The sequence below is a fragment of the Clostridium putrefaciens genome (assembly GCF_900461105.1).
Taxonomy (GTDB): Bacteria; Bacillota; Clostridia; order Clostridiales; family Clostridiaceae; genus Clostridium_L; species Clostridium_L putrefaciens.
In genome coordinates this window covers 1622563-1649416 of record NZ_UFWZ01000001.1, presented here as the reverse complement: position 1 = coordinate 1649416, position 26854 = coordinate 1622563, and the positions used below count along the sequence as shown (strand labels likewise).

Sequence of the window (26854 nt, the reverse complement as noted above, 5' to 3'; positions counted from 1 at the left end):
TAAATAAAGAGATTTCTAATAACATAATAAAATTAGATCAAAACTGTTTAATTAGTAAATATATTTGATTTAATCTTGGATAAATAGGGAGATATTTAAATAATATTAGTTTGTTTACCATATACAAGTGAATCGGAAGTTGTATATTATGAATGAAAAAGGTACTTAAATTCTTCTGAAGACGGATAATAGCAAAAATAATCAAGTAATATGTAAAGAACATAAAAATCAAATGGCATATTGGATTTGATAAAAAATTGAGAAGTTGGCAACATATACTTGACTCAAACACCAAATAGTTAAAAAACGGGAAATGGTATACTATAATAGGTTATTGGTAAAATTTGTAAAAAATATATTTAACGATGCACAATATGAAGCATTAAGGTTACTAATTGTTTGAGAGAAAAAATCAATATGGCAAATTTTATTTAAAAGAATGTTCTATAAAGGTTTTGGGAGAAGGTGAATTTGTGATGATTATTAGCCGTAATAACTGGTATTTCAGTAATGCTAGCAAATAAGATTGAAACAAGTATATATTTCAAACACCAGTTTCTATATTTTAAAGTGTTTAAATTTGTGTGTTTGCAATATTATACTAACATCAGTTTTAAACTGAGAGATAAATTATAACTTGCCTGGATGTACTTTATAGTACAAGTCTAAAATTAATTTTTACAAAATTCTAAAAAAACATAATTTTATTTATTATTAGTATTTATGCTATTGCCATAGAGATGAAATGGAGGTTAGTATGATTAAAGTAGGTTTAATGGGATTAGGGACAGTTGCAGGGCAATTGCATCCTTATATTGTAATGAGCTAAAGTTTAATCATATTTTGGTAGTATAAGGATATTGTTGCACTTGAAAATACAGAAGTTTAATATAACGTTTACTTAAGATATTAGAACTGTAATAACTTTATGAAAACGATATTCCTATTGGATTGAAGTTAAAACCTTTTTTAAATAATCATTATCCCAACCGGATTTGAGCCTTTTAGCTTTTACACCAATCTTTACTGATTTTTCATTTTTTAATAAGTTTAAAGCTATGTGCCTTAAAATGGCAAAGTTTTCAGCTGCATTTTCAATTCTTATTCGGCTATCATCTTCTCTAAAAGCAATATCTAAAATCCAATGTAAGCTATTCTCTATTCCCCAATGTTTTCTAATGGCATCAGCAACTTTTTCAACATTTTCTGTTAAGCTCGAAATATAATATCTTCTTTCTTTAGATGTTTTATCGCCTATGGTTCTTTCAGATTCAACCATAATTATACTATTTAGGTTTTTCCACTCTGACTTCTGTGAAAGCCAGTTTAAATCGTTAATTAAGTAATGTTTACGTGTTTCAATTCTGCCATGGTCTTTGTTAGTAGTCTTGAAAAAACTATATTCAACATCAGCAAATTTATTCTTAGATTCTTCTTCAAAAAAGTATTTTATATCGTTGGAAAAGTTTTTATGATTACCTTTTAAAGCTAAAACATAATCTCCGCCCTTTTTGATTATTTTTTTAGCTATATTTTTTTGAGTACCCATAGCATCAATTGTTACTATAGATTTATTTATATCTATCTTATCTAATAATTCTGGAATTGCTGTTATTTCATTTGATTTATCATTAACCTTTATCTGACCTAAAACTAAACCCAACTGATTTGACCATGCACTTACCATATGAATAGCTGATTTATTGTTACTTGTATCAAAGGAATGCCTAACTGTCTTGCCATCTATGGCAATTACGTCACCAGTAACTTTATCAGAAATATCTTTGATCCACTTAATAAACGCTTCCTGAAATTCTTTTGGATTAATAATAGAAAATACTCTTCCAAAAGTATCATGGGATGGTATCCCATGATTAAGCTCTAAGAATGTTGAAAACCACTCTTGTTTTGATGTGCCATATTGAGCTATATCTGTCCAGGTATCGGCTCCGCATATTATTGCACAAGTTGCTATTGTTAGTATATCAATAAGCTTATGTTTTGAATTATTATCTCTTGGGTCTGAAATGCTTATAAAAGAATTTGAAAGTTCGTTATACATAATTATAAAAATCCCCTTTACATTAGTAATATTATTAAATAAATTCTACTATGTAAAGGGATTTAACTCAAGTTTTTAAATGCAATTGCCCTGGGGACAGTTGGATTAGGCGTATACAAAATTATTAATAGTAAAAAAGAACAAATAAGCAATATATTAAGTGAAGATATTGAAATAAAAAAAATTCTAGTAAAAAATTTGAATAAAAAAAGAAATACTATTGTTAATAAAGATTTGTTAACAGATAATTACAAGGATATATTGGATGATCCAGAAATAAATATTGTTGTAGAAGTTATTGGAGGTATGAATCCCGCTTTTGAATATATTAAATCGGCACTTAAGCGAGGCAAGCATGTAGTTACGGCTAATAAAGAGGTGGTTGCTAATTACTTGGAAGAATTACTGGAGCTGTCTGAAAAAAATAATAAAAGAATTTTTTTTGAAGCTAGTGTGGGAGGGGGGATACCTATAATAAAATCACTAAGCCAAATTGCGCTAATTAATGATATAACTCAAATAAAAGGTATAATAAATGGAACATCTAACTTTATATTAACAAAGATGGTGGATGATTGTACAAGTTTTAATGATTCACTAGCACTTGCTAAAGAGTTAGGATATGCGGAGGCTAACGCTAAGGATGATGTAGAAGGTGATGATGTAGCAAGAAAACTATCAATTTTATCATCACTAGCTTTTAAAACTAAGGTTAGTGCGGAGTCTATATTATATAGAGGTATTTCTTCCATTGATAAGATTGATATTTTGAATTTTAAAAATATGAATAAGTCTATTAAGCTGATAGCTACTGCAATAAAAGATGATAATAGAATTAGTGCATGTGTGGAACCTACTTTAATAGAAGAAAATTCACAATTTGCTACTGTTAACAATTGTTTTAATATGATATCAATAACAGGAAATACAGTACAAGAACTCCAATTTTATGGACAAGGTGCAGGTGAAAAGCCTACTGCTAATGCTGTGGTAAGCGACATAATTGATGCAATTAAACCTACATATTCTGTTTGTAGTTTAAAAAAGTACAAAGAAAAATATGATATTGACGCACATATTTTTAATGGAGATTATTATTTTAGGGTAACAACAAGTGGAGAAAAAGAAAATGAGGATATTATTAATTTATTAATTAAATCTAAGATAAGCTATGAAATTTTAGAAAAAACGTGCAATTTAGTGCTGAAAATTAAATCCATTTATGAGGATAAAATGGATAAGTTTATTTCTAAATTTAAAACACGTTATGAAAATTTCTGTTATGTTAGGATAGCAAAATAAGTATATTTATATAAATATTTTGAATATATCAATTGACTAACTCTAGTTGAATGGTAGGTGAGGTTATGGTTTATTTATATGCAATACAAATTGTTGAAAATCAATATGATGATGAGATAGCGTCTTTATTAACTAAAATATCTGAGGAAAGAAGGAGAAAAACAAAAAAATATGCAAGGCGAATAGACCAAAGACGTTGTATAGTAGGTGAAATACTTTTGAGGTATATTTTGTGGAAGCATTACGGAATAACCTCCAAGGAAATAGTTTTTCAATATAATGAGTATGGAAAACCTTTGTTGATCAAGCCAAAAGGAATACATTTTAATATATCCCATTCAGGTGAGTGGGTTTTATGTGGTGTTAGTGACATGCCTATTGGTATCGATGTAGAAGGAAGAATGGTGGAGGTAGTGGCAATTGCTGAACGTTTTTTTTCAGAAGATGAGAATAGATATATAAATAGTCATCTATTATGTGATAAGTATGATGCATTCTATAAAATATGGACTTTAAAGGAAAGCTATATTAAGTGTGTTGGTATGGGATTGCAAATACCTTTAGATTCTTTTAGTTTTGTTTTTTTAAAAGAACAAATAAATATGTTTGTGGATGGAAGATTAGATAATAAATATATATTTAAAAGTAAGAAAATTAGTGACAGATACCACATGGCTTTATGCATATTGGGCAAGACATGTAACTTATGGGAAAATGATATAAAAAATATATCAGTGGAAGATCTGATGAGTTCTAGCACTTACTTTTAAAGTGGGAGGGAAAATAAAATGTTGGATGCTAGTGATGCTCTGAAGAAGTAATCAAGAATGTATTTTTAAAACAAAGATACAAGCAATAGAGTTGTATTAACAACTTCAATCAGATAAAAGGTCTTGTGGGAAAAATAGAATTATGCCCATGGTTACCTTCGTTAACGAGGGTGAAAATTTTTTGAGCTGATTTGATAAAAGAGAAGAAATCTAATTAGAGAGGAAGAGAGCAATATGACAGAAAGTGAAAAATATGAATCTAACATTAGAAATTATTGTAGATATTTTCCGAAAGTATTTACAAAAAGTAAACTATGCAAAATGTATACAGGAGAAAATGAGGAATACTTAGACTTTTTCTGTGGTGCAGGTGCGCTTAATTATGGACATAATAATGACTATATTATGGAGCAGATTGTTGATTATATAAAAAATGATGGAATTACTCATGCACTGGATATGTATACTACTACTAAATGTGATTTTATAAAAAAATTTCAAGACAATATTATAAAACCTAGAGGTTATGAATATAAAATGATGTTTTGCGGACCAACTGGAACGAATGCAAATGAAGCTGCGTTAAAAATAGCACGAAAACATACAGGAAGAAAGAATGTAATAGCTTTTATGGGAGCTTTTCATGGTATGACATTAGGAAGTTTATCGCTAACAAGTTCATTAACGGCTCGTAGAGGAGCAGGGGTACAGCTTGAGAACACAACATTTATTCCATATTGTAGAAATGACTTTGATTCGTTGGGATATATTAGAATGATTTTGAATGATGATCATTCTGGAATAGAAAAGCCAGCAGCTATCTTTGTTGAGACCATTCAAGGCGAAGGTGGAGTTCAGGTTGCTGATTTTAGATGGCTCAAAGAATTAGCTGAACTATGTAAGGAATACCAAATTCTTTTGGTGTGCGATGAAGTGCAAGTCGGTTGTGGTCGTACAGGAACTTTCTTCTCATTTGAATCAGCTGGAATTGAACCGGATATGGTTGTAATGTCAAAATCAATAAGTGGTTCAGGATTGCCAATGTCATTAGTGCTTCTTAAACCGGAGATTGATTGTCTAACTTCAGAAGAACATTCTGGTACATTTAGAGGAAACCAGCTCGCTTTTGTAGGTGCAAGTGCGGCAATAGATTATGCCATTGAACATAAATTATGGGATAAAGTTAAAGATGATGAACAGTATGTTAAAGGGTACATAGAAGAAAATATACTTCCTATTAGCCCTAAAATTCAGTATCGTGGTCGAGGACTTATTTTTGGAATTGATTTTTCGGATTTTGATGATAAAAGACTGGTATTTCGTATATCACAAGAATGTTTCAAAAGAAGACTAATCATAGAATTATCAGGAAGAGATGATAGTGTATTGAAAGTTATGCCAGCATTAGTTATTCACAGGGATGAACTTATGGCAGGGCTTGAGATAATTAGAAAAGCGATTCAAGTCTGCATATAAGTATAAAAAAATGTTTGAGGAGAAAATTAGAGGATGGATACACCAAGGTATGAATTTAGTAAATCAGAAATACAAAGAAACTATAAGTATATATCAAAAAGATTACCACTTTGCAAATTGTTTTATGCAATGAAAGCAAATGGAAATGAAAAAGTATTAAAAGTGATAAAAGAAACAGGAGCTGGTATAGAATGTGCAAGCAAGTATGAATTTGATTGCACCAGAAGAGTTGGAGCAAATGTTACAAATTTAATATTCGGATTGCCAGTTAAAACAGTTGAGACAATTCTATATACATATGAAAATGGTTGCAGATATTATGTTTTTGATTGTTTGAATGAATTACATAAATTGAAAAAATATGCACCAGATGCAAAAAGAATTTTAAGAATAAAAATTTCAGATTTAGTAGTATCAAGCATTAATTATGGGATGCCTTTACAGGAGATAGCTGATAATCTGGAGGAAATAAAAGAATCAATCCATGGAATATCATTTCATATATCATACAACAACAATATACGGTCTATTCAAGATGTGGGTAAGAGAATTGATGAGTTAATGGAACAGTTGGAATGTAAAGGTAAAAATTATATTATCAATATTGGTGGGGGATATAAACCAGATACAGATGATGAATTTTATGACGTGTATCACAATATTCTTACTAACATTCAAGAAAAGTATGGATGTGTTTTTTATGCTGAACCAGGAAATATTATAGTTGAAACAGCAGGCTTTTTTTATGCAAAAGTTATCTCTGTGAAGAAAACGGAAAACAGTACGATTGTATATATGGATGGTGGCATTCCAAATGGAATAGGCTATGAAACTTTCTTAGGGGATATAGAAAACTGTAGTCGAAGCAGTAATTCCCAAAATGAGCTTAAAGTATATGAGTTTAGAGATTGCACGAATCTAAATGAGACATTAATTCGGGTCCAGAGTAAATATGATATCGAGATTGGGGATATTATAAAGTTTGATCACTTGGGTGCATATTCCATTGTCTTTCAAAATCATTTTCATATGTGGGAACAATGCAGGGTCGATATCGTGGAATAATATAGGAAGTTAGGACCCATGTAGAAATATATGGTAATCCTGGTAGACACGGGAGGTTCACTGCCATAGAGGGATGGGTATACACAAGGCCATGTAAAGCGAAAAACAATGACGTTTTACTTCGTGTACCCTGATACCACTATTTTCGTACTTGATACAGAGAAATATCCATGACTGAGGCTCATTCATTTGAGATATATAACTGTAAATTATTTGAATTTAAAGGAAAAAATACTTAACTAAATAGGGAGGTTTGTATGAATACGCCAGTGTATATATTTAGTAAGAAAGAACTTGTAAGTAATTATCAGAACATGTGCTCTTTACTGAAAAATGCACATGTTTGTTATACATTAAAAACAAACGCTGAAAAGGATGTATTAAAAGTATTAGCCGATGTGGGAGCGTCATTCGAATGCGCCAGTGTTGGTGAATATAAAAGAATCATGGATTTAGGAGTGTCTCCAGAATGCACAATTTTTGGTCTTCCAATAAAGCCGGAAGAGACAATACAATATGTGTATGACAATGGAGGAAAATATTTTGTATTTGAAGAACTATTAGAACTGAATAAATTAATTAAGTATGCTCCTGATTCAAAAAAGGTACTACGTATTAATGTTAATGATATTGTTTCTAATACGATAGATTATGGCATGTTAATGGAAGATATAATCAACAACGAAGGTGGATTTCTACAGTATGTCGATGGTATTTCGTTTCATATATCTAATAATACGAACGTGGAAGTCTTTCGTAAAGCATGCCAGCGTGTAGACGAAATATTACAGCTTTTGAATACAATTCATAGAAAGAAATACCTAGTAAATATAGGTGGGGGGTTTCATCTAAATGCAGGACAGGAATTTTATGATGGATTGAACTGCGCAATAGAGGAATTGGTCAAAAAATACGACGTAGATGTATATGCGGAACCAGGCGAGTCTATAGTAGGATCAGCAGGAAAATTGTATACAAAAGTAATTGATGTAAGAAAAGATGGTCATATGATGGATGTGTACATGGATTCTGGTGTTCCTCAAGGTGTTGCAACAAGACGTCAGCCATCTGATGTAAAACTATTTAATAATATTAGAACAAAGCAGAAGAAGAGCATATATCGATTTATGGATTGTACATGCTTAGGTGCTGCATTAGTCATTAAAAGATCGAACCTGGATATACAGGTAGATGATATCTTAGAGTTTGAAGGATGCGGAGCATATACAACAGTATTTTGCAATGATTTTCATTCTTATGAGAAATGCCCGGTAATTGTTAAATAGAATGATCTCTCGGAATCTTGATTGATCATGCCAGCAAATCTGACTCATAAGGAAGATCCCATGTAGAACGAGCAATCGCATCAGGACTTGGATAATATTTACGAAGATTTGTAACAACATGAGTTTGATAGGCGGGATGACCGCCAGTATTAACAGGTAACATAAAAAATTGCCTCCAATCGAAAAATATATTATAAACAAGGGCGCCAAGCGCCGCATTTTCCAATGAAGTTGTCAAGAGTTTTTGGCAAAAAAGTGGGGGCTTTTAATAAAAAAGGAATCTGAACCCCTTATAAATAAAGGGATAGAGATCATTAGATTGTATAGGAGGATGAAACTTGGATACCAAGAAAAGTAAAGATAGATACGGAATGTATAGTAATTTTAAGTATATTTTAAAAAACCAGTGGAATTTTGATAAATTAAGTATATTAATTCAGTTTGTAAGAGTTATATCAGGTGTTTTAGTAGCCTTGGTAGCAATTCTTATTTCAAAGATAGTTCTGGACTCTCTGGAAAATCAGCTTTCTCTGGAAAGTATTTTGATTAGAATGATACCAGCAATTTTGATATTTGGAATCCTTACATGGCTTAATTATGCGTCTGAAATTGGCATGAAACGTTTAGCTGATTGTTTAAGATATAATTACTATGTAAAAGAACTCAATGATACAGCAATCCGACAGGATTATAGTGTCTATATCTCTGAAGAAGGGAAAAATTTAAGGCAGAGAGCCGAGATTGCGGTAGGTGAGTCAGGACAGACAGGAATGAATAGTTTCCTAACGAATATGACGGAGTTAGGAAAAAACATATTGGGGTTTATTTCATATTTTGTGATTCTGGTTTTGTTAAATCCAATCATTGTTGTTTTACTTATTGTAAGTTACGCTATTGATGCGTTTGTATCAAGTTTAATCCAGAAATGGATACACAAGAATAAAGACAAACGTGCTGTAATTAAAAGAAAACTGAATTACATGGCATATAAAACAAGAGCACTGTCAGTTGCAAAAGACATTAGAATGTATGACATGTCAGGATGGTTAATGTTACATGGTAATGATGTAATTGATGATGCAGATAAAATGTATACAGAAATTGAAAATAAGCGCTTTGGAAGAAGCTTTATTGAACAAGTATTAGTTTTCCTAAGAAGTGGTTTAGCATATGCATACCTGATTTACATCATGCTTCATGGAGATATGTCAATCGGTACTTTCACAGCTTACTTTGCGACAATAGCAGGGTTTGGAGAATGGTTACGTGAAATCGTTGATTTAATTTCTAAAATTACCGAATCAAATTATTATGTAAAGGATTATCGGACTTATGCGGATTCCATAGAGCAGGACAAAGAGAAGATTGATATCAGTCAATTGAAGCATCCATACACGATTACGTTTGAAGACGTTTGTTATAGCTATCCAGAGAGCAATAAATTAATTCTTGATCATGTTAGTTTTGAAATAAAGAGTGGTCAGAAATATGCTTTAGTTGGAAGCAATGGTGCTGGAAAAACAACTTTAATAAAGCTGATGTGTGGTTTGTTAGCTCCTACATCTGGCAGGGTATTATTAAATGGAATTGATGTAAGAAACATTTCGAATATAGAATACTACAAACTGTTTTCAGCTATCTTTCAGGATATTGGTCTGCTTCCTGCAAGCATTGCAAAAAATATTGCGCTATGTGTTGAAGAAAAAATTGATGAAAAAAGAGTATGGAATTGTTTACATACAGCAGGATTAGAAGAAAAAGTGAAGAGCTTACCAAATGGTATCCACACAAATTTAATTAAAAATATTTCAGATGATGGGGTTGATTTATCAAAAGGGGAACTTCAGAAACTTTTGTTAGCAAGAGCAATCTATAAAGAATCCAATATTATTATATTAGATGAACCTACAGCTGCATTAGATCCAATTGCTGAGAATGAAACCTATCAGAAATATAATGAGATCGTTGGCAATAAAATGTCCATTTTTATATCTCACAGACTTTCATCTACTAAATTTTGTGACGCAATTATATATTTAAAGGATGCTGTAATAACTGAATTTGGAAGTCATGAGGAACTGATGAAGATTGATGGTGAATATGCAAGAATATTCAGACTTCAAAGTCAATACTATAATTCTAATAGTTACAAGGAGATTGCGGAATGTCAAGAATAAGTGAGAAAAAGAATGAATTTAAGTGTGGAATCGAATCGAATAAGAGAGCTATTAAACTGCTAAGTGAGATTTCTCCTCATTTAGTATTATGTGAAATTATGAATGGAATTATTAAGGGAGTGTTTCCGTTTGTTGAGATAACATTCTCTGCAATGATTATTAATGAATTAGCTGGAGAGAGAAATGTTAACAATTTAGTCAGACTAGTACTTTTCTCTATATGTAGTCTGCTCCTGTTAGGAGTCTTAAGAGAGCTGCTTAACAAAATAATTACTGCAAAAAAAGAAACTTTTGATGAAAGACATGAGATATTTTTAAATAATTATTCCTATAATATGGATTTTCAAAAGATAGAGGATTCCGATACAGCAGAATTAAGAGATAGAATTGAAGGAATCATGGATACAGAATCCGGAGGGTTAAAAATTATTTCAACCTATCTTGGTGAACTTTGCCAGAATGCGGCATCTGTAATCATTGCCTGCAGCATATGTTTTAAGATGTTATTTTGCTTTGATATTTCAAGTGATAAACACCCATGGATTACTTCACACTGGTTTACGATGGCATTTTTATTTGTGCTTGTAGTATGTATTTATGGTACCGCATTTTTCTCAAGAAAGATGAAAAAGAAAATGTTTCAAGCCACTATGGAGGGAACGAAGTACAACAGATATATCTGCTACTATTTGTGGGAATATCTTGATGATAATATGTATGCAAAGGATATAAGAATCTTTGACCAAAGTGAAATCGTTACAAGAGAGATGGAGGAAAAAGGATTTAAAGCCTGGGTAGGTATTTTTAAGGCCTGTGAGAAGTTAGAAAAGAAATATGGGGGTCTAAACAGCTTTCTTTCAGCTATTATGTCCGGAATCGTATATATATTTGTTACATTGCGGGCATTAGCGGGAACTATTAGTATTGGTAATGTAGTTAAGTACTATGGTACAATTACAGAATTAATTCGTGCAATATCAGGAATTGCAGTAACGATTACAGCAATTAATAATAATAATTTATATTTGAATCTGGTATTTGAGTATATCGATTATGGAAAAGATGTTCACGAGGGTACAGAAGAAGTACATCCAAAGAAAGATGGTACCTATGAATTTGAATTCCGTAATGTCAGCTTCAAATATACAGGTACGGATGAGTATGCGCTGAAAAATTTATCTTTTAAAATCAAGGATCATGAGAGACTGGCTGTAGTAGGTATGAATGGCTCCGGAAAAACGACAATGATCAAATTGTTATGCGGATTTTATCAGCCTGATGAAGGGTATATTACGTTTAATGGTACGGATATCTGGAAGTTAGACTATAAAGAATACAAGAAGTTATTTTCTGTAGTATTTCAGGATTTCAGGCTTTTGGGATTCTCAGTGGGGGAAAATGTTACTGTTAGCCATAAATATGACAATCAAAGAGTATGGGACGTTCTTGAAAAGGTTGGAATTAAGAACAGAGTAGAACAATTAGAATATCAACTGGATAATTCTGTTTATAAGCAGTTCGATGATCGAGGAGTCGATATCTCAGGTGGAGAAGAACAGAAAATAGCAATTGCCAGGGCTTTATACCGTAACGCAGAAGTATACATATTAGATGAGCCTACAGCAGCACTTGATCCTGAATCCGAATATGAGATTTACTCTAAGATGAACGAAATTACACAAGGGAATACCGTAATATTCATTTCACACAGATTATCTTCCTGTTGTTACAGTGATAATATTATTGTTTTTCATAAAGGAGAAATGGTTCAGAACGGAAAGCATGATGAACTGCTAAAAGATGAAAAAGGAAAATATTTTGAGCTTTGGAATGCGCAATCACAGCATTATAAAGATGAAGAGGTGATTGAAGCTTAACAAAGTTGAGGAAAATGGAGGATGCCCTATGACACCAAAGAAAAACAGATATATAGATTATTTTGAGTATTATTTCGAAAATAAAGTTTCTGATGAAAGCCGCCATAAAAGGAATGTTATGCTGTCAACAGGTGTTAGTTCGACTGGAGTAATGAAACTTTACAGGGAGCTGTTATCAAATGAAGCAAAACTTAATACAGAATTTGAAGATTATGTTCCTTCTTGTGGAGGTATATTATTTCGAAGTGTGATTACGTATTATGAAAGATGGCTGGCTGGAGTAAGTGACAAAGAAAATGATTATTTCCAGAATGTATGTGTTACATGTGGCAGTACGGCAGCAATGGCTTTTGTATTTGATTATCTAAAGAAAGAGAAGGCTGAGAAAGTACTATTAATTGGTTTACAGTATTTTGTGTATGAAATATTAAGTAATCAAAATAATATTCCATCCTACTTATTGACTGCTTCCGAAACAGATAAAACGATACCAGAGGTTAGTGAGATACAGAGGGCAGTGGAAATAGATAGATTTCAGTATTTATTTTTAACACTGCCAATGAATCCATCGGGTGAAAAATACTCCCGTGATGAATTTATACAAATATTAAAATTATGCAAGAAGAATGACTGTATCCTCTTTTTGGATGTGTGTCAATGGGAGGGATGCGAAGCATTAGATGAGTCACATACGTATTATTATGGAGAATGCATAATGGAAACAGATTCCTACCAGAATACTGTTATTATGGATAGCTTTTCGAAAAAAAGAAATATCCCAGGTTTGAGAATCGGTTACGTTGCAGGAAAGTCAGATGTACTAAATTATGTTGAGTACATGAACTATATAACTTACTGCCACCAGACAATTATGGGAGTAGCTCCGATCATTATTGATTATTTTTACCGTATGATTTATTTTGAATCAGATAGTGACCGTAGAAAAATAATACAAAAAAAGTTTAGAAAAATCATTTTAAAAGAAGCAAATAACGAGTTTGCAAGATATTTACTTACATACGTTACATCAAAGCAGTATATTGAGGATGCAGATCGTTTTATCAGTGAGATCATTCAAAATTATGATATATATAAGAACAATTACAACTATGCGTGTAAACAATTAAGGAATGCAGGTTATAGCTATATAGAACGAATCGGAGGTTTTAATTTTGTATTTTTATACAATAATCCATTAGGGTATACGGAAAAAGAATTAAAAGATTATCTGCAAGAAGAGAAATTAATTTATATTTTCACACAAGGAGATTTTTGTGACCGGACCCAGCGGCAGAATGATAGGTTTTTCATCCGGATTACAGTTGCAGATGAAGAAGAAGAATTCAAAAGAAAATTTGATTTTCTCTTGGAAACATTGAAAGAAATAGCACAGAAAAAATAGTATTCCAATGTAAGGAGAGGGGTTTACTTAGAGACCTAAGGAGGCGTTAGTATGAATGCATTTAAAATACCAGGTAATATATATTATGGAACTGGGGCTGTAAGAAATATTGCTTCATTAGATGGCAGCAGAGCTTTGATTTGTATTGGAAACCATATGAAAGAAAGTTCATTGCTTAAAAAAGTTATTTCATTACTGCAAAGAGCAAATATGGTAACAGAAGTGTTAGACGGTATAAAAACAGAGCCAGTTCTAAAGACGGTCAGTGGACACATAGAGCAAGTGAGAGAATTCCAACCAGACTGGATTATAGCAATAGGTGGAGGGGCAGTACTTGATTTCGCAAAAGCAATATGGGTTTTGTACGAAAACCAGGAAGTAGATAGTGTGAAAGATTATCAAAAGATGCAGGATGTTATAGTTGGGAATAAAGCACGTTTTTGTGCAATTCCAACTACTTGCGGAAGTGGATCGGAAATGTCACAAGTATTTGTTTTAAAAGATAATGATACTGATATAAAGATACCTGTCTATAATACGTATTGCATGGCGAATGTAGTTATACTGGATCCTGCTTTTGTAAAAACATTACCGAATCAAATAATTGCACAAACGGGGTTTGATGCATTTACACATGCGATAGAAGCGTATGTATCAAAAGGTGCAACAGTATTTACAGATGCAATGGCAGAAAAAGCGCTGAAACTAATTTATGAAAATATTGTACAGGCTTATGAATTAGATAAAGTGGCATTAGAGAAAATGCAGCAGGCATCTACAATAGCAGGAATTGCATTTTCGAATGCATCGCTTGATTTGTGTCATGCAATTTCACATAAGGTGGCAAACATATGTGAAGAAGTTAGCATTAATCATGGATGTGCAAATTCGATTGTGCTGCCTAAAGTAATGGAATTTAATAGCCGTGATAAAAAAGTATGTAGTAAGCTTGCACAGATTGTGGATATATTACAGTTAGAAGGAAACAGTTATCGTGAGAAGGTACAGAATTTAATTCTTAGTATCATAAAGATGAGTAAAGAACTGAATCTTCCGTCGAGTTTACTTGAGTATCTGGAACTGAGACTAAGTAAAGACAAAATAGAACAGTTTGAGCTGGTAGTACAAGAAAAGATAAATCAAATTGCACCATTTGTATTAGAGGATTTATGTTTGTTAACCAATCCATTAAATGTAACAGAAAATGATATCGTACAAATTATGAGTGAGTCCATATACACGAACAACAATTAAGAAAAGGTAGGGAGAAATTACTATGACATTAGAAGAGATAAAAGAACAATACATAACAGCATTACAAGAAGAAATCGAGGAGATTGATTTTTCCACCATAGATTGCAACGAAAGCATGATGGAGAAATACGGTATAAATTCATTTTATATTGTGCAGATGATTATTTGTGCAGAAGATACATTTGACATCTTTTTTGAAGATGAAGAGTTAATCACAACAAATTATAAATCTTTAAATGATATATTCGTTGTGATACAGAAAAAATTAGAGAAAGCATAATATCGGCATCAAAAATGTATCAATTATAGTTCAAATTAGAGAGAAAGGTAAGGTTGATGTATTTCGTTTCGAAATACATCATACCAGGAGAATACAGAATGAATATAGCATTCATAAGAAAAGAAATGAGTTATTTCAAAAAAATGTGTATAGCGGAAAATACCGTTGAAAAAGAATATACCTATAGTCAAGTATGCATAAGAGAATTAGAAGAGTTTCAAAGTGATGAGAGAGATTGCGAAGATCGCCTGTTTTTAATTAATATACAGAATAAATATCAAATATTAGGTTTTAAAATAATGATAGATTATTTTAAAAATCAGGGAAATGCATCTGTTGATATGGATAGCAGAATTACAGCAGATATGTTACTGGGGATTTTTAAGGAGATAAAAATTGAAAACAATAAAGTAACTGCTACGTATTATCCTTTCGAACAAGGTGAAAAAAAATATGCTTTTCATAGAATCAAGGAAGATGTAAATGTAGAAGTGACATATCCAATCGTATTAAATCAGGATCAGGAAACGATGCTTAAATGGGAAGATGTATGGGAACAGAGATCAAAAGAGAAAACAGAAGAACAACTGGTGAAATTTTTGTCTGATACAGAACCTCATCTGAGAAAATATACACAAAAAGTTCTACGTGACAATCAAAAAGTCAGCTTTAAAATTTATGATCCTGCATGCTCAACCGGCAAATTTTTAGAGTATGTAAAAGAGAAATTTAATGGTGCATATACAATTGGTCATGATATGGATGAAAATATGGTTAGGATGTCGAAAGATAAAGTAGACGAATCAGCCTGTTGTAATGCATTCGATTCTGCAATTAGTCAAGAATCAGTTGATATCTTAGTGCTGAGGTTTCTTAATTATGCAGTGGTAAATCGATTAGAAGCGAAAGAACTATTTGAAAAGCTAATAAGCACAGTAAGGAATGGTGGAATGATTATATGTTTTGGACATACGCCTGTATTATTGAATACTTCTTTATTTGAAAGTTTTGGAGTAAAGGTTATAGGTAAAATTGGATATGATCAGTCAACAGATTCAATTTTTCAATATTATGTAATGGAACGATAAAGGATGTCAATTCTATTATATAAAAGAAATAAATAAGGAGGATTAACAATGGTTTTTTCAGAGCTTGGAGGTAGTTGTACGGATACAGATTTCATTCAATATCAAGATATAAGTGTGCAGGATGCATTTGAAAAGATAGTACATAAATATCCAGATAAAGCTGCAATTATAGAAGGGGAAAAAATACTTACGTACCAGCAATTTAATTGCAGAATTAATAAATTAACATATTATTTTGAGAAGCAGGGGATTACAAAAGGAAAAAGAGTAGTATTAATTGCAGAACATTGTATTGATAGCGTAGTAACAATTCTTGCATTATTGAAACTAGGTGCAATCTATGTACCTGTTGATCCAGAGTGGCCTAAGAAGCGAATTGAATATATCATTGAAGACTGTAATGCAGATGCAGTGTGTTGTTTTGGAGATGAAGTTTATACTCGAAAGACATATAAAGTTTCAGAAATTCATTTCGAACATGAGACAGATAAGAATCCAGGAGCAAACGCAACACTGGAGGCTCCGGCATATATTACGTATACTTCAGGAACAACAGGGAAGCCCAAAGGAGTTGTTATTCCACAAAAGGCTATTGTGAAACTTAAACTGAATGCATGTTATGATCTGCATTTTAAGAAAAATGATGTTGTAGCCCAGTTTTCGACTATGGCATCGACAGCCTCTGTATCAGAATTGTTTTTTACTTTTTTAACTGGTTCTACGCTTGTTCTGACGACAAAAGAAAATGTAATAAATATCAAAGAATATGAAACGATTTGCATTAAGAATAAAGTTAATGTTTTAATTGTATCACCAAGATATTATATGGAGTTAAATATTCCTCATGTGGATCGAATCATTACGTTAGGTGAGGCAACCAATACAGGAATATTAGAAAAGATTCCTGAGAATGCGGAATATACTAATTTATATGGCACTAGTGAGACTGGTGGAGCAGCTTTATGCTGGAACTGGGATAAAAAGAAAAAAGATTATAAGAAGCTGCCTATTGGAAAGAGCGTAAAAAATGTTACTGCATATATCGTCGATAATCAAGAAAGATGTGCAGCAGGTAAGCTAGGAGAACTTTGTATTGTTACAGATGGCCTTATGACTGGATATCTGAATCTGGATGATTTGTCAGAACAGAAAATAAGTGAAAATCCGTTTGGACCAGGTAAATTATATCACACTGGTGATAAAGCAATGATAGAACAGGATGGCAATATTATATATTTAGGAAGAGTAGATGATCAGGTTAATATCAATGGTAACCGCATTGAATTAGGTGAAGTAGAAAATGTAATAAAAAATGAAAATGCAGTTACTTCATGCGCAGTGATTTCCAGAGAGAATCATATGGGCGAAAGTGAGCTATATGCATATCTTGTGAGTGATTCTACCATCGATATCAAAGAATTACGACAAAGTCTGTTGTGTCAGATTCCACCATATATGGTACCAGCTTACATGGTGCAGATTGAAAAAATACCTTTGACCCAGAATGGTAAACTAGATCGAAATCGTCTTTTGGAAATCCAAGAGAAGGCAGAACTTCCAAAGAAGAAAATTACATTTTCAAGTGATGTTGAGGAGCAGCTGTACAAATTATACCAGGATGTATTAAATGTACAGTATTTTGATATCGAGTCAAGTTTCTTTGAAATTGGTGGGCAGTCGTTAAAAGCTATCCGTCTTACAAATCGAATTGATCAAGTCTTTCATTGTACAGTAACTGTTCAAGATATTTTTAGATTTCCATCCGTAAGATTATTAGCTGAATTTATTGCACATCAAAAGAAAGAAGACAGAAATTTAGATTTTGCTAAGGCAGGGAAAAAGGAATATTATGATGTATCATCTACACAAAAACGTATTTATCTAGTGTGTGAGATGGAGCAAACAAAGTTATTATATAATCTCCCAAGATGCTTTATTTGTAAGAAAACGATTGATATAGAAAAAATAAAAAGAGCATATCAGGAAGTTATTAAAAGGCATGAAATATTAAGAACTTCCTTTATCATGAAGGATGGAAAATTAGTTCAAAGAGTGAATGAGCATGTAGAGCTTCCATTTGAGTATATAGAGAGCAGCAGTTTAAGTGATAAAGAATTAATTGCAGATTTTGTAAGGCCTTTTGATTTGGCTCAGGAGTCTTTAGTCAGAATGCAGGTTGTGAACCAAAAAGAGGATACGGTTATCTTAATTAACATGCATCATATTATAAGTGATGGAACAAGCTATAACAATTTTATCAAAGAATTTAATATGTTGTATGCTGGCGGTAAACTAGAGTCACTTGAATATCAGTACAAAGATTATTGTGAATGGATGAATCAGAGAGATTTATACAGACAGAAACAGTACTGGCTAAACGAATTATCAGGTGAGCTGCCTATATTAAATATGCCTACGGATTCAATAAGGAAAAAGAAACGAAGCAATAATGGAAAAACATTAGTAAAAACAGATATTACAAAAGAGTTTGAAGGTGCTTTAAGAAAATTTTCTAGGGAACACAACGTAACAGAATACATGGTATTTTTAACAGCAGCCATGATTACATTAGCGAAATATACAAGACAAGATGATATCGTAATAGGAAGTGTATATAGCGCCCGAACAAGAAAAGAAACTGAGAATATGTTAGGAATGTTCGCGAATACATTAGCTTTAAGGGGAAAACCAGTAAGCAGCAAAAGCTTATCAGATTTCCTTATGGAGATAAAGGATACTTGTATTCAGGCGTATAGTAATCAGGATTATCCATTTGATGAACTTGTGGAACAGGTGGATGTTAATTACGATATGTCAAGAAATCCTATATTTGATGTTATGTTAGTTATGGAAAATCAGGAACAAGACAAAATAAGGATTGAAACTGATGAAACAACAGAGAATGAAATAATTCTTGATACAAGTAAATTTGATTTGACATTCTATGTCTATAAGAAAGAAAATACCGAAATCAGATTGGAATATTGCTCAGATCTTTACAAGGAAGATATGGCTAAGCTCATTTTGCATCATTACTTTCATGTGGTGGAAGAGCTCATTCGTTGCGATTTAAATCAGAAAATAGAAATGATTGAAATGTTCGATAATCAGGAGAAACATCTTTTGATGAACGAATTTAATCAGGCTGGTCAGAAACCTTTGTCCTATGATCATATTCTAAAGCAGATAGAAGAACAGATAAAGAAGTGCCCGGAACAAATTGCTGTAACGGAAAAAGATAGAGTGTTATCCTATTGCCAGCTGGATGAAAAATCTTCTTATTTAGCGAATAAATTAGAGGGTATGGGAATTCATACACAAGATTATATCGTTGTTATATGTGACAAGAGTATTGAGTGGATAATCGCATTTGTAGCAATTTTAAAAGCAGGAGCAATCTATGTACCAGTTAATCCAGATACACCAATGGAGCGAATAAAGTATATTTGCGATGATTGTAAATCGGCATTAATCTTATCACAAAAAGGAAAATGCGAAGAGTTAGAAAATACGTATTTACTAGAAAATTCAGAAGCCTGGAATTGTACGAATATTGAGGATGGTACAAAAACAACATTAGATGACATTATGTACTGCATTTATACATCTGGTACTACGGGAAGACCAAAAGGAGTTCTACAGAAAATTAGTACGATTTCTAACCTTGTAGCCTGGGAGCAGGCTGAACTGGAAATGGAGTGTCATAATATCGCTACGCTTGCTTCAATTGGATTTGATGTTTCCATTCAGGAAATTTCGACTGCTTTGGCTATGGGATGCAATCTGGTAGTCGTATCAGATGAACTTAAGAAAGATATTAGTGGATTTTCAAGATATATAACGGACAAAAAAATAGATACCGTTTTCTGTACTCCATCCTATTGGGATGCTATCACTTCAAGTATAGATGGAGATTGTATATTAAATCAGATACATACCATTATATTGGCTGGAGAAGCAATGTATTTGAATAAGAAATGCTTAGATTCATTATTGATGCATGCTTATTACAATCATTACGGACCAACAGAGACACATGTTGTAACTTGCTTGAAGTTCGAACAGGAAGAACAACGAATTACAATTGGTAAACCAATTAGAAATCATACTGCCTATATATTAAAGAAAGGTGTTCTTTGTGGAATCGGAGAACCTGGAGAATTATGTATTGCAGGTGCGGGTGTTGCGGCTGGATATTTAGGAAACACGGAATTAACAGAAGAGAAATTTGTTACGTTATCATTTGAAGAAAGAAAAATATATCGTACCGGTGATATGGCAAGATGGCTGCCAAATGGGGAAATCGAATATCTGGGCAGAGTGGATCGTCAGACAAAAATACGAGGATATCGTATTGAACTTGGAGAGATTGAAAGTGTAATCCGTTCGTTGTCAGATGTAGTAGATGTTGCTGTAATTATAAGAGAAAGTACAAATCATGAAAAACTTTTATATGCTTATCTAACAGCAAATAAAGGATTAGAATTTGATGAAATGAAAAATCAGTTAAGAGATGTTTTACCAGGATACATGATTCCGGCTTACATGATGCAGATAGACCGGATACCAATGACGGTTAACGGAAAATTAGACCAGAGTGCATTGCCAAACATGAATTCAGGAAAAACAGCAGGTGTGAAGGCACCAACTCGTAATACTGAAATACTGTTATGTGATATCTTTAAACAGGTTTTGATGATAAGCCATATTGGTATTGAACAGAACTTTTTTGATTTAGGCGGACATTCCTTAAAAGCAATGAAACTGGTGAATCTTATCTGCGAGTCTAGTGGATATACCATTACAATACAGGATGTTTTTAAATATCCAACGGTTGAGAGTATGGCTGGTTACTTAGATGAAATAGGTAGGAAAAAGAATTTAGGCATAACGGAATGCGAACAAAAGAAATTCTATTCTATGTCTTCTACACAGAAAAGAATATACCTACAAAGTCAGATGGATGAAACCGGAGTATTATATAATATTCCAGGTGGATTTATTGTAAATGAGGTAATGGATGCAAATAAGGCAATCCAGGCAATCCAGTGTATGATAGAACATCATGAAATATTAAGAACAACTTTCCAGATGAAGAATGATGAACTGGTTCAGAACATTTTAGAATATATAGAAGAAAGCATTACTGTAGAGGCAGATGATCGTGCAGATGAAAAAGAAGTATTAAGCGAATTTATCAAACCATTTGATTTAACAAAGGCACCATTATTTAGAATGAAGTTAATCATTCGCAAAAAGGATACAATATTACTATTAGATGTGCACCACAGCATTAGTGATGGAACAAGTTATTGGAATTTCCTAAATGAGTTTTTCAGAACTTATAGAGGAGAAGAGCTTGCATTACCAAAATATCAATATAGAGATTATAGTGAATGGATGCGAAAACGTGATTTAGCGGATCAAAGAGAGTACTGGTTATCAGAATTTAGTGGAGAGCTTCCGATGATAAATCTTCCGTATGATTTCCCAAGACCTTTGAATCAAAGTTTTGAGGGAAAAACGGTTACCAGGTATTCAGGTAGTGTAATGAGAGAGAAAATCAAAAAAACTGCAGCCCAGAATTCTGCAACAGAATATATGGTTTTGCTTTCCGCATTTATTATATTGTTAAATAAGTATAGTGGACAAGATGATCTTATTGTAGGTACACCAATTGCAAACCGAATTGATATTAACACAGAAAATATGCTGGGGATGTTTGCGAATACTTTGGCCATAAGAGTCCAATTGCCATCAGATGCTACCTTTGCAGACTGCTTAATGATTGTGAAACAAAAATGTTTAAAAGCTTATCAGAACCAGGAATATCCTTTTGAACAGCTGGTTGAAGAATTAGATATAGAACGAGATATATCCCGTAATCCGATATTTGATGTAATGTTTTCATTTCAGGATACAAACAATCAGACAAATGCAGTAAGTGAACTCAAGGCAATTAATCGAAATAGAGAAGAAAATAAGATTTCCAAGTTTGATATCACATTAGCAATAGATTCTATTGAAAATGAATATATCTTCTATTTTGAATACTGTTCCAAAATATTCGAAGAGAAAAGTATTCATGTATTTGCAGAACACTATTGCAGTTTGTTAACTGATATTGTGAATCATCCAGACAAGAGTATAGCGAATCTTCTTATGATGTCACATGATGAAATACATAGAATTGTAGATTCATTTAATCAGACAAGTGCTTCCTTTCCTAAGAAGAATCTGATTGATTTGTTTGAAAAACAAGTTGATAAAACGCCGGATGCTTTTTGTGTTGAATATGAAGGAAGAAAATTAACATATCACGAACTTGATATACAGGCAAATGCGATAGCAAAAGAATTAATGAATTACAATGTAGGCTGTAATACTTTTGTTGCATTATATACAGAACGTAGTATCGAAATGATTGTTGGATTGATTGCAATACTAAAGACCGGTGCAGCATATATTCCAATCGATGCGGTTTACCCACTAGGAAGAGTACAGGATATCATTACAGATGCAACACCAAAAGCAATTTTAACCTATGGTGTTCCATATGAGGGAGAGCTCCCATGTATTGATTTATTCCAGCATAGAGCTGGAGTTTCACAGAGAATTCAAAGAAATTCCAGTTTAGATGACTCACTATATATGATTTATACTTCTGGAACGACTGGAAAGAGTAAAGGAGCCGTTATCAAGAATAATTCGTTCGTTAATATGGTAACTTGGTATAGAAATGAATTTGAACTTAGTGCAGAAGATAATATTATGTTAATTGCTTCTATTAGTTTTGATTTGGCGCAAAAGAATATCTTTGCTCCACTTTTATCTGGAGGATGCCTATTTGTATATAATCAATGGAATTATGACAGTGATGAGATAACAAGAGCAATTGTCAGAAACAAAATTACAGTAATTAACAGTGCATCTAGTGTATTTTATCCTATCATTTATTCCAATGATGAAACTTCATATGAGAAGTTGGAAACCTTACGGTATTTGTTACTTGGAGGAGAAATTATCAATAAAAGCATCATGAAACCTTGGATTACATCAAAGAACTGCAATGCAGAACTTGTGAATACCTATGGTCCAACAGAATGTACGGATATTGCATCCTTTTATCGATGCACGAAAGAGGATTTTGAAGATAGCAAGCCAATACCAATTGGTAAACCAATTTGTAATGTAAAACTTTATGTATTAGATCAAAAAAATAATCTATGTGGAATTGGTGTACCTGGAGAGTTATGCATTGGTGGAGCTGGTGTATCAAAAGGATATTGGAATAAAGAAACTGTGAATAAACAGAAGTTTATAAAGTCTCCGTTTGATGAAGGAAGAATTTATAAAACCGGTGATATTGTCAGATGGAGAAGTGATGGTAATATCGAGTTCATTGGAAGAGCAGATGGACAAGTAAAAATCCGAGGTTTCCGTATCGAATTACATGAAATTGAAAATAAGATAAAAGAACAGCCGGAAATACTGGATGTAGCTGTTATTGTAAAGAACGATGCGGCTGGTGAGAAGAACATCTATGCATATTTTGTTGCCAAGAAAAAAGTTGAGTTAGCCGATTTACGTAATAAGCTGAAAGAAAAGCTGCCGGTTTATATGATACCAGCTTACTTTATGCAGCTTGATATTCTTCCAATTACGCAAAATGGAAAATTGAATTATAGAAAATTACCAGAGGTATCAACCTTTATAGAAAGTGGATATGAGGCTCCAGAATCAGAAATCGAGTATAAGTTATGTGAAATATTAGAAGATATTCTGAATGTAGATAAAGTTGGAGTTTCTGATAATTTCTTTGATCGTGGTGGACATTCCCTTAGAGCTGCCCGATTTGTGAATCAGATTGAAAAAGAATTTAAGGTGAAAGTATCACTGAAAATGATTTTTCAACATCCTGTTGTAAAAGAGCTTGCGGATATATTATCAAAAGAGCATGCAAAGCTGGCTGATGATTCCATACCTAAGGCAGAGGAAAAGGAATACTATGATATGTCATCCTCTCAGAAGAGAACATATCTTAACTGTAGCATTAATGAAAACAGTACTTCTTACAATTCACCATATTGTATTGTAATGCAGGGAAAAGTAGATGTACAGAAAATAAAGGAGACCGTCCAGACTATCATCAATCGACATGAAATATTACGAACAGCTTTCGTGTTAGACAGCGGAAGACTGTTGCAGAAGGTGCTGAATCATGTAGAGTCGGAATTCGAATATGAAAAGGCTGGTAATATATCAGAAGAGGATGCAGTCAAAGGATTTGTTCGTGCCTTTGATCTTACAAGAGCGCCATTGTTCCGAGTAAAGATAATGGAAAGGAATAACGATTACTTAATGCTTTGGGATATTCATCATATCGTAAGTGATGGTGTTAGTATTGGTATCATAATAAAAGAGTTCAATGCACTTTATAATGGAAATGAGATTCCTTTGTTATCCCACCAGTATAAGGATTATAGTGAATGGATGGGTACCAGGGACATATCTTCGCAAAAGGAATACTGGATCAATACGTTTGCTGATGAGATTCCAGTGATTGATATGCCATATGACTTTATTAGAAAGCAGCAGGCTTCTTTCAAAGGGAAGATATATACCGATTCCATAGAAGAATCTCTTTGCTCAAGCATAAAAGAACTGGCACAACAATCGCAGGTAACAGTATTTATGATTTTCTTATCTTCGTTTATGATTCTGCTTAAAAAATATAGTAGACAAGAAGATATCGTAATTGGAAGTCCAATTAGTTCAAGAACCCATCATGATACAGAAGACATGATAGGAATGTTTGTAAATACATTGGCGTTACGTGGAAAAACAGAAGGATCCAAACAATATATGCAGTTTTTACATGAAATTAAGGAAATCTGTTTAAAAGCATATGAAAATCAGCAATATCCTTTTGAAGAGTTAGTAGAAGAATTAGATATACAAAGAAATATTTCAAGAAATCCGTTATTTGATGTCATGCTGACAATGCAGAATACAGAACCAGCAGAACTGCAATTGAAGAATATCGTTTGTAAAAATGTAATGAATCATAACTCGATTGCAAAATTTGATATTTCCATGGATATCAATGAAACAGATAATAGATTTGGATTAGTAATTGAATATGCAGAGGAATTATTTACTTCCGCAACAATCAAACTTCTGATAGACCATTATAAGATATTATTAGAGAGTCTTGTTGCGAATCCTAACGCGTTAATAAACGAGATTCCAATCATGTCAGATAAAGAAAAAGTAAAAGTCCTGGAAGAGTTTAATGATACAGCAGTTCCATTTGATCAGAATATGTTTATTATGGACTATTTTGAAAAGCAGGTAGAAAGAACTCCAGAGAAAACAGCGATAGTATATGATAATCAATCTATCACTTATAGAGAACTTAATGAGAAAGCAAATGATATAGCTGTAAAGCTGATTGAGCAAGGTGTAAAGGCTGAATGTTTTGTTGCATTGCTGATGGAACGAAGCATTGAAATGATTATAAGTATGTTTGGTATATTGAAAGCAGGGGGGCATATGTTCCGATGGACGATCATTATCCTGAAGAAAGAATCCAATATATGCTGAAAGACTGTAAACCTAAGATCGTGTTAGTCAATAGCGACATTAAGATTGATTTGTGTGGTTATCCGATCCTTGATGTAAGAGATTGTAGAGCATGGACAGGTATTACGAAGAACATTCCTAGAAGATGTATTATGTCTAATTTGGCATATTGTATCTATACATCCGGTACCACAGGTAAGCAAAAAGGTGTTTTAATTGAGCACAGGGGATTTTATAACTTGATGCTGGCTTACGGTAAAATCTACAGTTTAACAGAAAATGATGTGGTATTGCAGGTTGCAAATTATGTTTTTGATCAGTCGGTATGGGATATCTTTAATATATTAATTATTGGAGGAACATTAAGCCTAATATCATACTACGATGTTAGGAATCCACAAGCCATTGCGCAAGTATGTAATAGAAATCATGTTACAATTGCGTCATTTACTCCAACGATGCTGGCTGAATTAAATCCAGATGATTTTAAGACATTAAGAATTATTGACTCAAGTGGTGAGGCAGCGAATGCAAATGTATTAAAACGATGGTGTAACAAATACAATGTAATTAATACATATGGCCCAACAGAGGTAACAGTAAATAGCTCTAGTTATAAGTTTGAAGGTGAAAATGGTCGTTCTATACCAATAGGTAAACCAATTGCCAACTATAAAATGTATATTCTAAATCAGGGAGGTTTATGTGGCATAGGAATACCTGGTGAGTTGTGTATCGCTGGTATTGGAGTTGCGAGAGGATATTTAAATGCAGATGAATTAACACAGAAAAAATTTGTAGATAATCCTTTTGAGCCTGGAAGAATGTATCGAACTGGAGATTTGGCAAGATGGCTTCCTGATGGTAATGTAGAATATCTTGGACGTATGGATGAGCAGGTCAAGATTAGAGGGTACAGAATTGAGCTGGGTGATATCGAATCTTCATTACGGAAAATAGAATATATGAAAGACTGTGTAGTAACAATTAATGAAAATAAACACGGGGATAAAGTGATATATGGTTATATCGTTTCGGATGAGAAGGTTAAAATTTCAGATATCAAATATGACTTAAAGAAAGAATTACCGGATTATATGATACCATCCTATATCTATCAGCTTGAACGGATTCCATTTACAGCAAGTGGAAAAGTGGACCGAATGGCACTTCCGAAAAATGATGGTGAGAATGATTCGAATTATGTTGCACCTAGAAATGAATTAGAAG

Annotated in this window: 13 protein-coding genes and 1 pseudogene; 12 read left to right on the top strand and 2 right to left on the bottom strand. The window is 32.8% G+C overall.

All coding sequences use genetic code 11. The annotated features are described in order from the left end of the window. Positions 1–943: 943 nt before the first annotated feature. Positions 944–2062 (bottom strand): ISAs1 family transposase, encoded by a 1119-nt coding sequence (locus DY168_RS07095; protein ID WP_115640208.1) that lies wholly within the window; start codon positions 2060–2062, stop codon positions 944–946. Positions 2063–2146: 84 nt separating this feature from the next. On the opposite strand from DY168_RS07095, the gene DY168_RS07090 reads away from it, so the two are divergent. The 5 genes from DY168_RS07090 to DY168_RS07070 all read left to right on the top strand — a co-directional run bounded on the left by DY168_RS07090 (position 2147) and on the right by DY168_RS07070 (position 7961). After that, entirely contained in the window at positions 2147–3364 is a 1218-nt protein-coding gene (locus DY168_RS07090; RefSeq protein WP_115641129.1) for a homoserine dehydrogenase, read from the top strand. A 65-nt stretch (positions 3365–3429) separates the two neighbouring features. Further along, entirely contained in the window at positions 3430–4134 is a 705-nt protein-coding gene (locus tag DY168_RS07085) for a 4'-phosphopantetheinyl transferase family protein (protein WP_172556290.1), read from the top strand. A gap of 234 nt (positions 4135–4368) precedes the next feature. Continuing rightward, positions 4369–5610, top strand: a complete 1242-nt coding sequence (locus DY168_RS07080; RefSeq protein WP_115641127.1) for a diaminobutyrate--2-oxoglutarate transaminase — start codon at positions 4369–4371, stop codon at positions 5608–5610. Positions 5611–5643: 33 nt separating this feature from the next. Then, positions 5644–6675: a type III PLP-dependent enzyme domain-containing protein gene (locus tag DY168_RS07075; protein WP_115641126.1), complete on the top strand. Its 1032-nt coding sequence runs from the start codon at positions 5644–5646 to the stop codon at positions 6673–6675. Positions 6676–6932: 257 nt separating this feature from the next. Then, entirely contained in the window at positions 6933–7961 is a 1029-nt protein-coding gene (locus DY168_RS07070; RefSeq protein WP_115641125.1) for a type III PLP-dependent enzyme domain-containing protein, read from the top strand. A 25-nt stretch (positions 7962–7986) separates the two neighbouring features. Here the strand turns inward: DY168_RS07070 and DY168_RS14645 are convergent, their stop codons facing one another. Beyond that, positions 7987–8124 (bottom strand): hypothetical protein, encoded by a 138-nt coding sequence (locus tag DY168_RS14645; protein ID WP_172556208.1) that lies wholly within the window; start codon positions 8122–8124, stop codon positions 7987–7989. A gap of 175 nt (positions 8125–8299) precedes the next feature. Between DY168_RS14645 and DY168_RS07065 the strand changes: the two genes are divergently transcribed. The 7 genes and pseudogenes from DY168_RS07065 to DY168_RS07035 all read left to right on the top strand — a co-directional run. Further along, complete coding sequence (locus DY168_RS07065; RefSeq protein WP_115641124.1) at positions 8300–10138, top strand: ABC transporter ATP-binding protein; 1839 nt, start codon at positions 8300–8302, stop codon at positions 10136–10138. Then, a complete protein-coding gene (locus DY168_RS07060; protein WP_115641123.1) occupies positions 10126–12015 on the top strand; it encodes an ABC transporter ATP-binding protein in 1890 nt (629 codons plus the stop codon). Before DY168_RS07065 ends, DY168_RS07060 begins: the two co-directional genes overlap by 13 nt. Positions 12016–12043: 28 nt before the next feature. Continuing rightward, positions 12044–13417 (top strand): pyridoxal phosphate-dependent aminotransferase, encoded by a 1374-nt coding sequence (locus tag DY168_RS07055; RefSeq protein ID WP_115641122.1) that lies wholly within the window; start codon positions 12044–12046, stop codon positions 13415–13417. A gap of 51 nt (positions 13418–13468) precedes the next feature. Next, complete coding sequence (locus DY168_RS07050; protein WP_115641121.1) at positions 13469–14671, top strand: iron-containing alcohol dehydrogenase family protein; 1203 nt, start codon at positions 13469–13471, stop codon at positions 14669–14671. Positions 14672–14693: 22 nt separating this feature from the next. Continuing rightward, positions 14694–14951 (top strand): acyl carrier protein, encoded by a 258-nt coding sequence (locus DY168_RS07045; RefSeq protein ID WP_115641120.1) that lies wholly within the window; start codon positions 14694–14696, stop codon positions 14949–14951. A 98-nt stretch (positions 14952–15049) separates the two neighbouring features. After that, positions 15050–16039: a methyltransferase domain-containing protein gene (locus DY168_RS07040; RefSeq protein ID WP_172556288.1), complete on the top strand. Its 990-nt coding sequence runs from the start codon at positions 15050–15052 to the stop codon at positions 16037–16039. 48 nt (positions 16040–16087) lie between these two features. Continuing rightward, positions 16088–26848 (top strand): annotated as a pseudogene (locus DY168_RS07035) (amino acid adenylation domain-containing protein); the annotation flags it as partial. Positions 26849–26854: the final 6 nt, after the last annotated feature.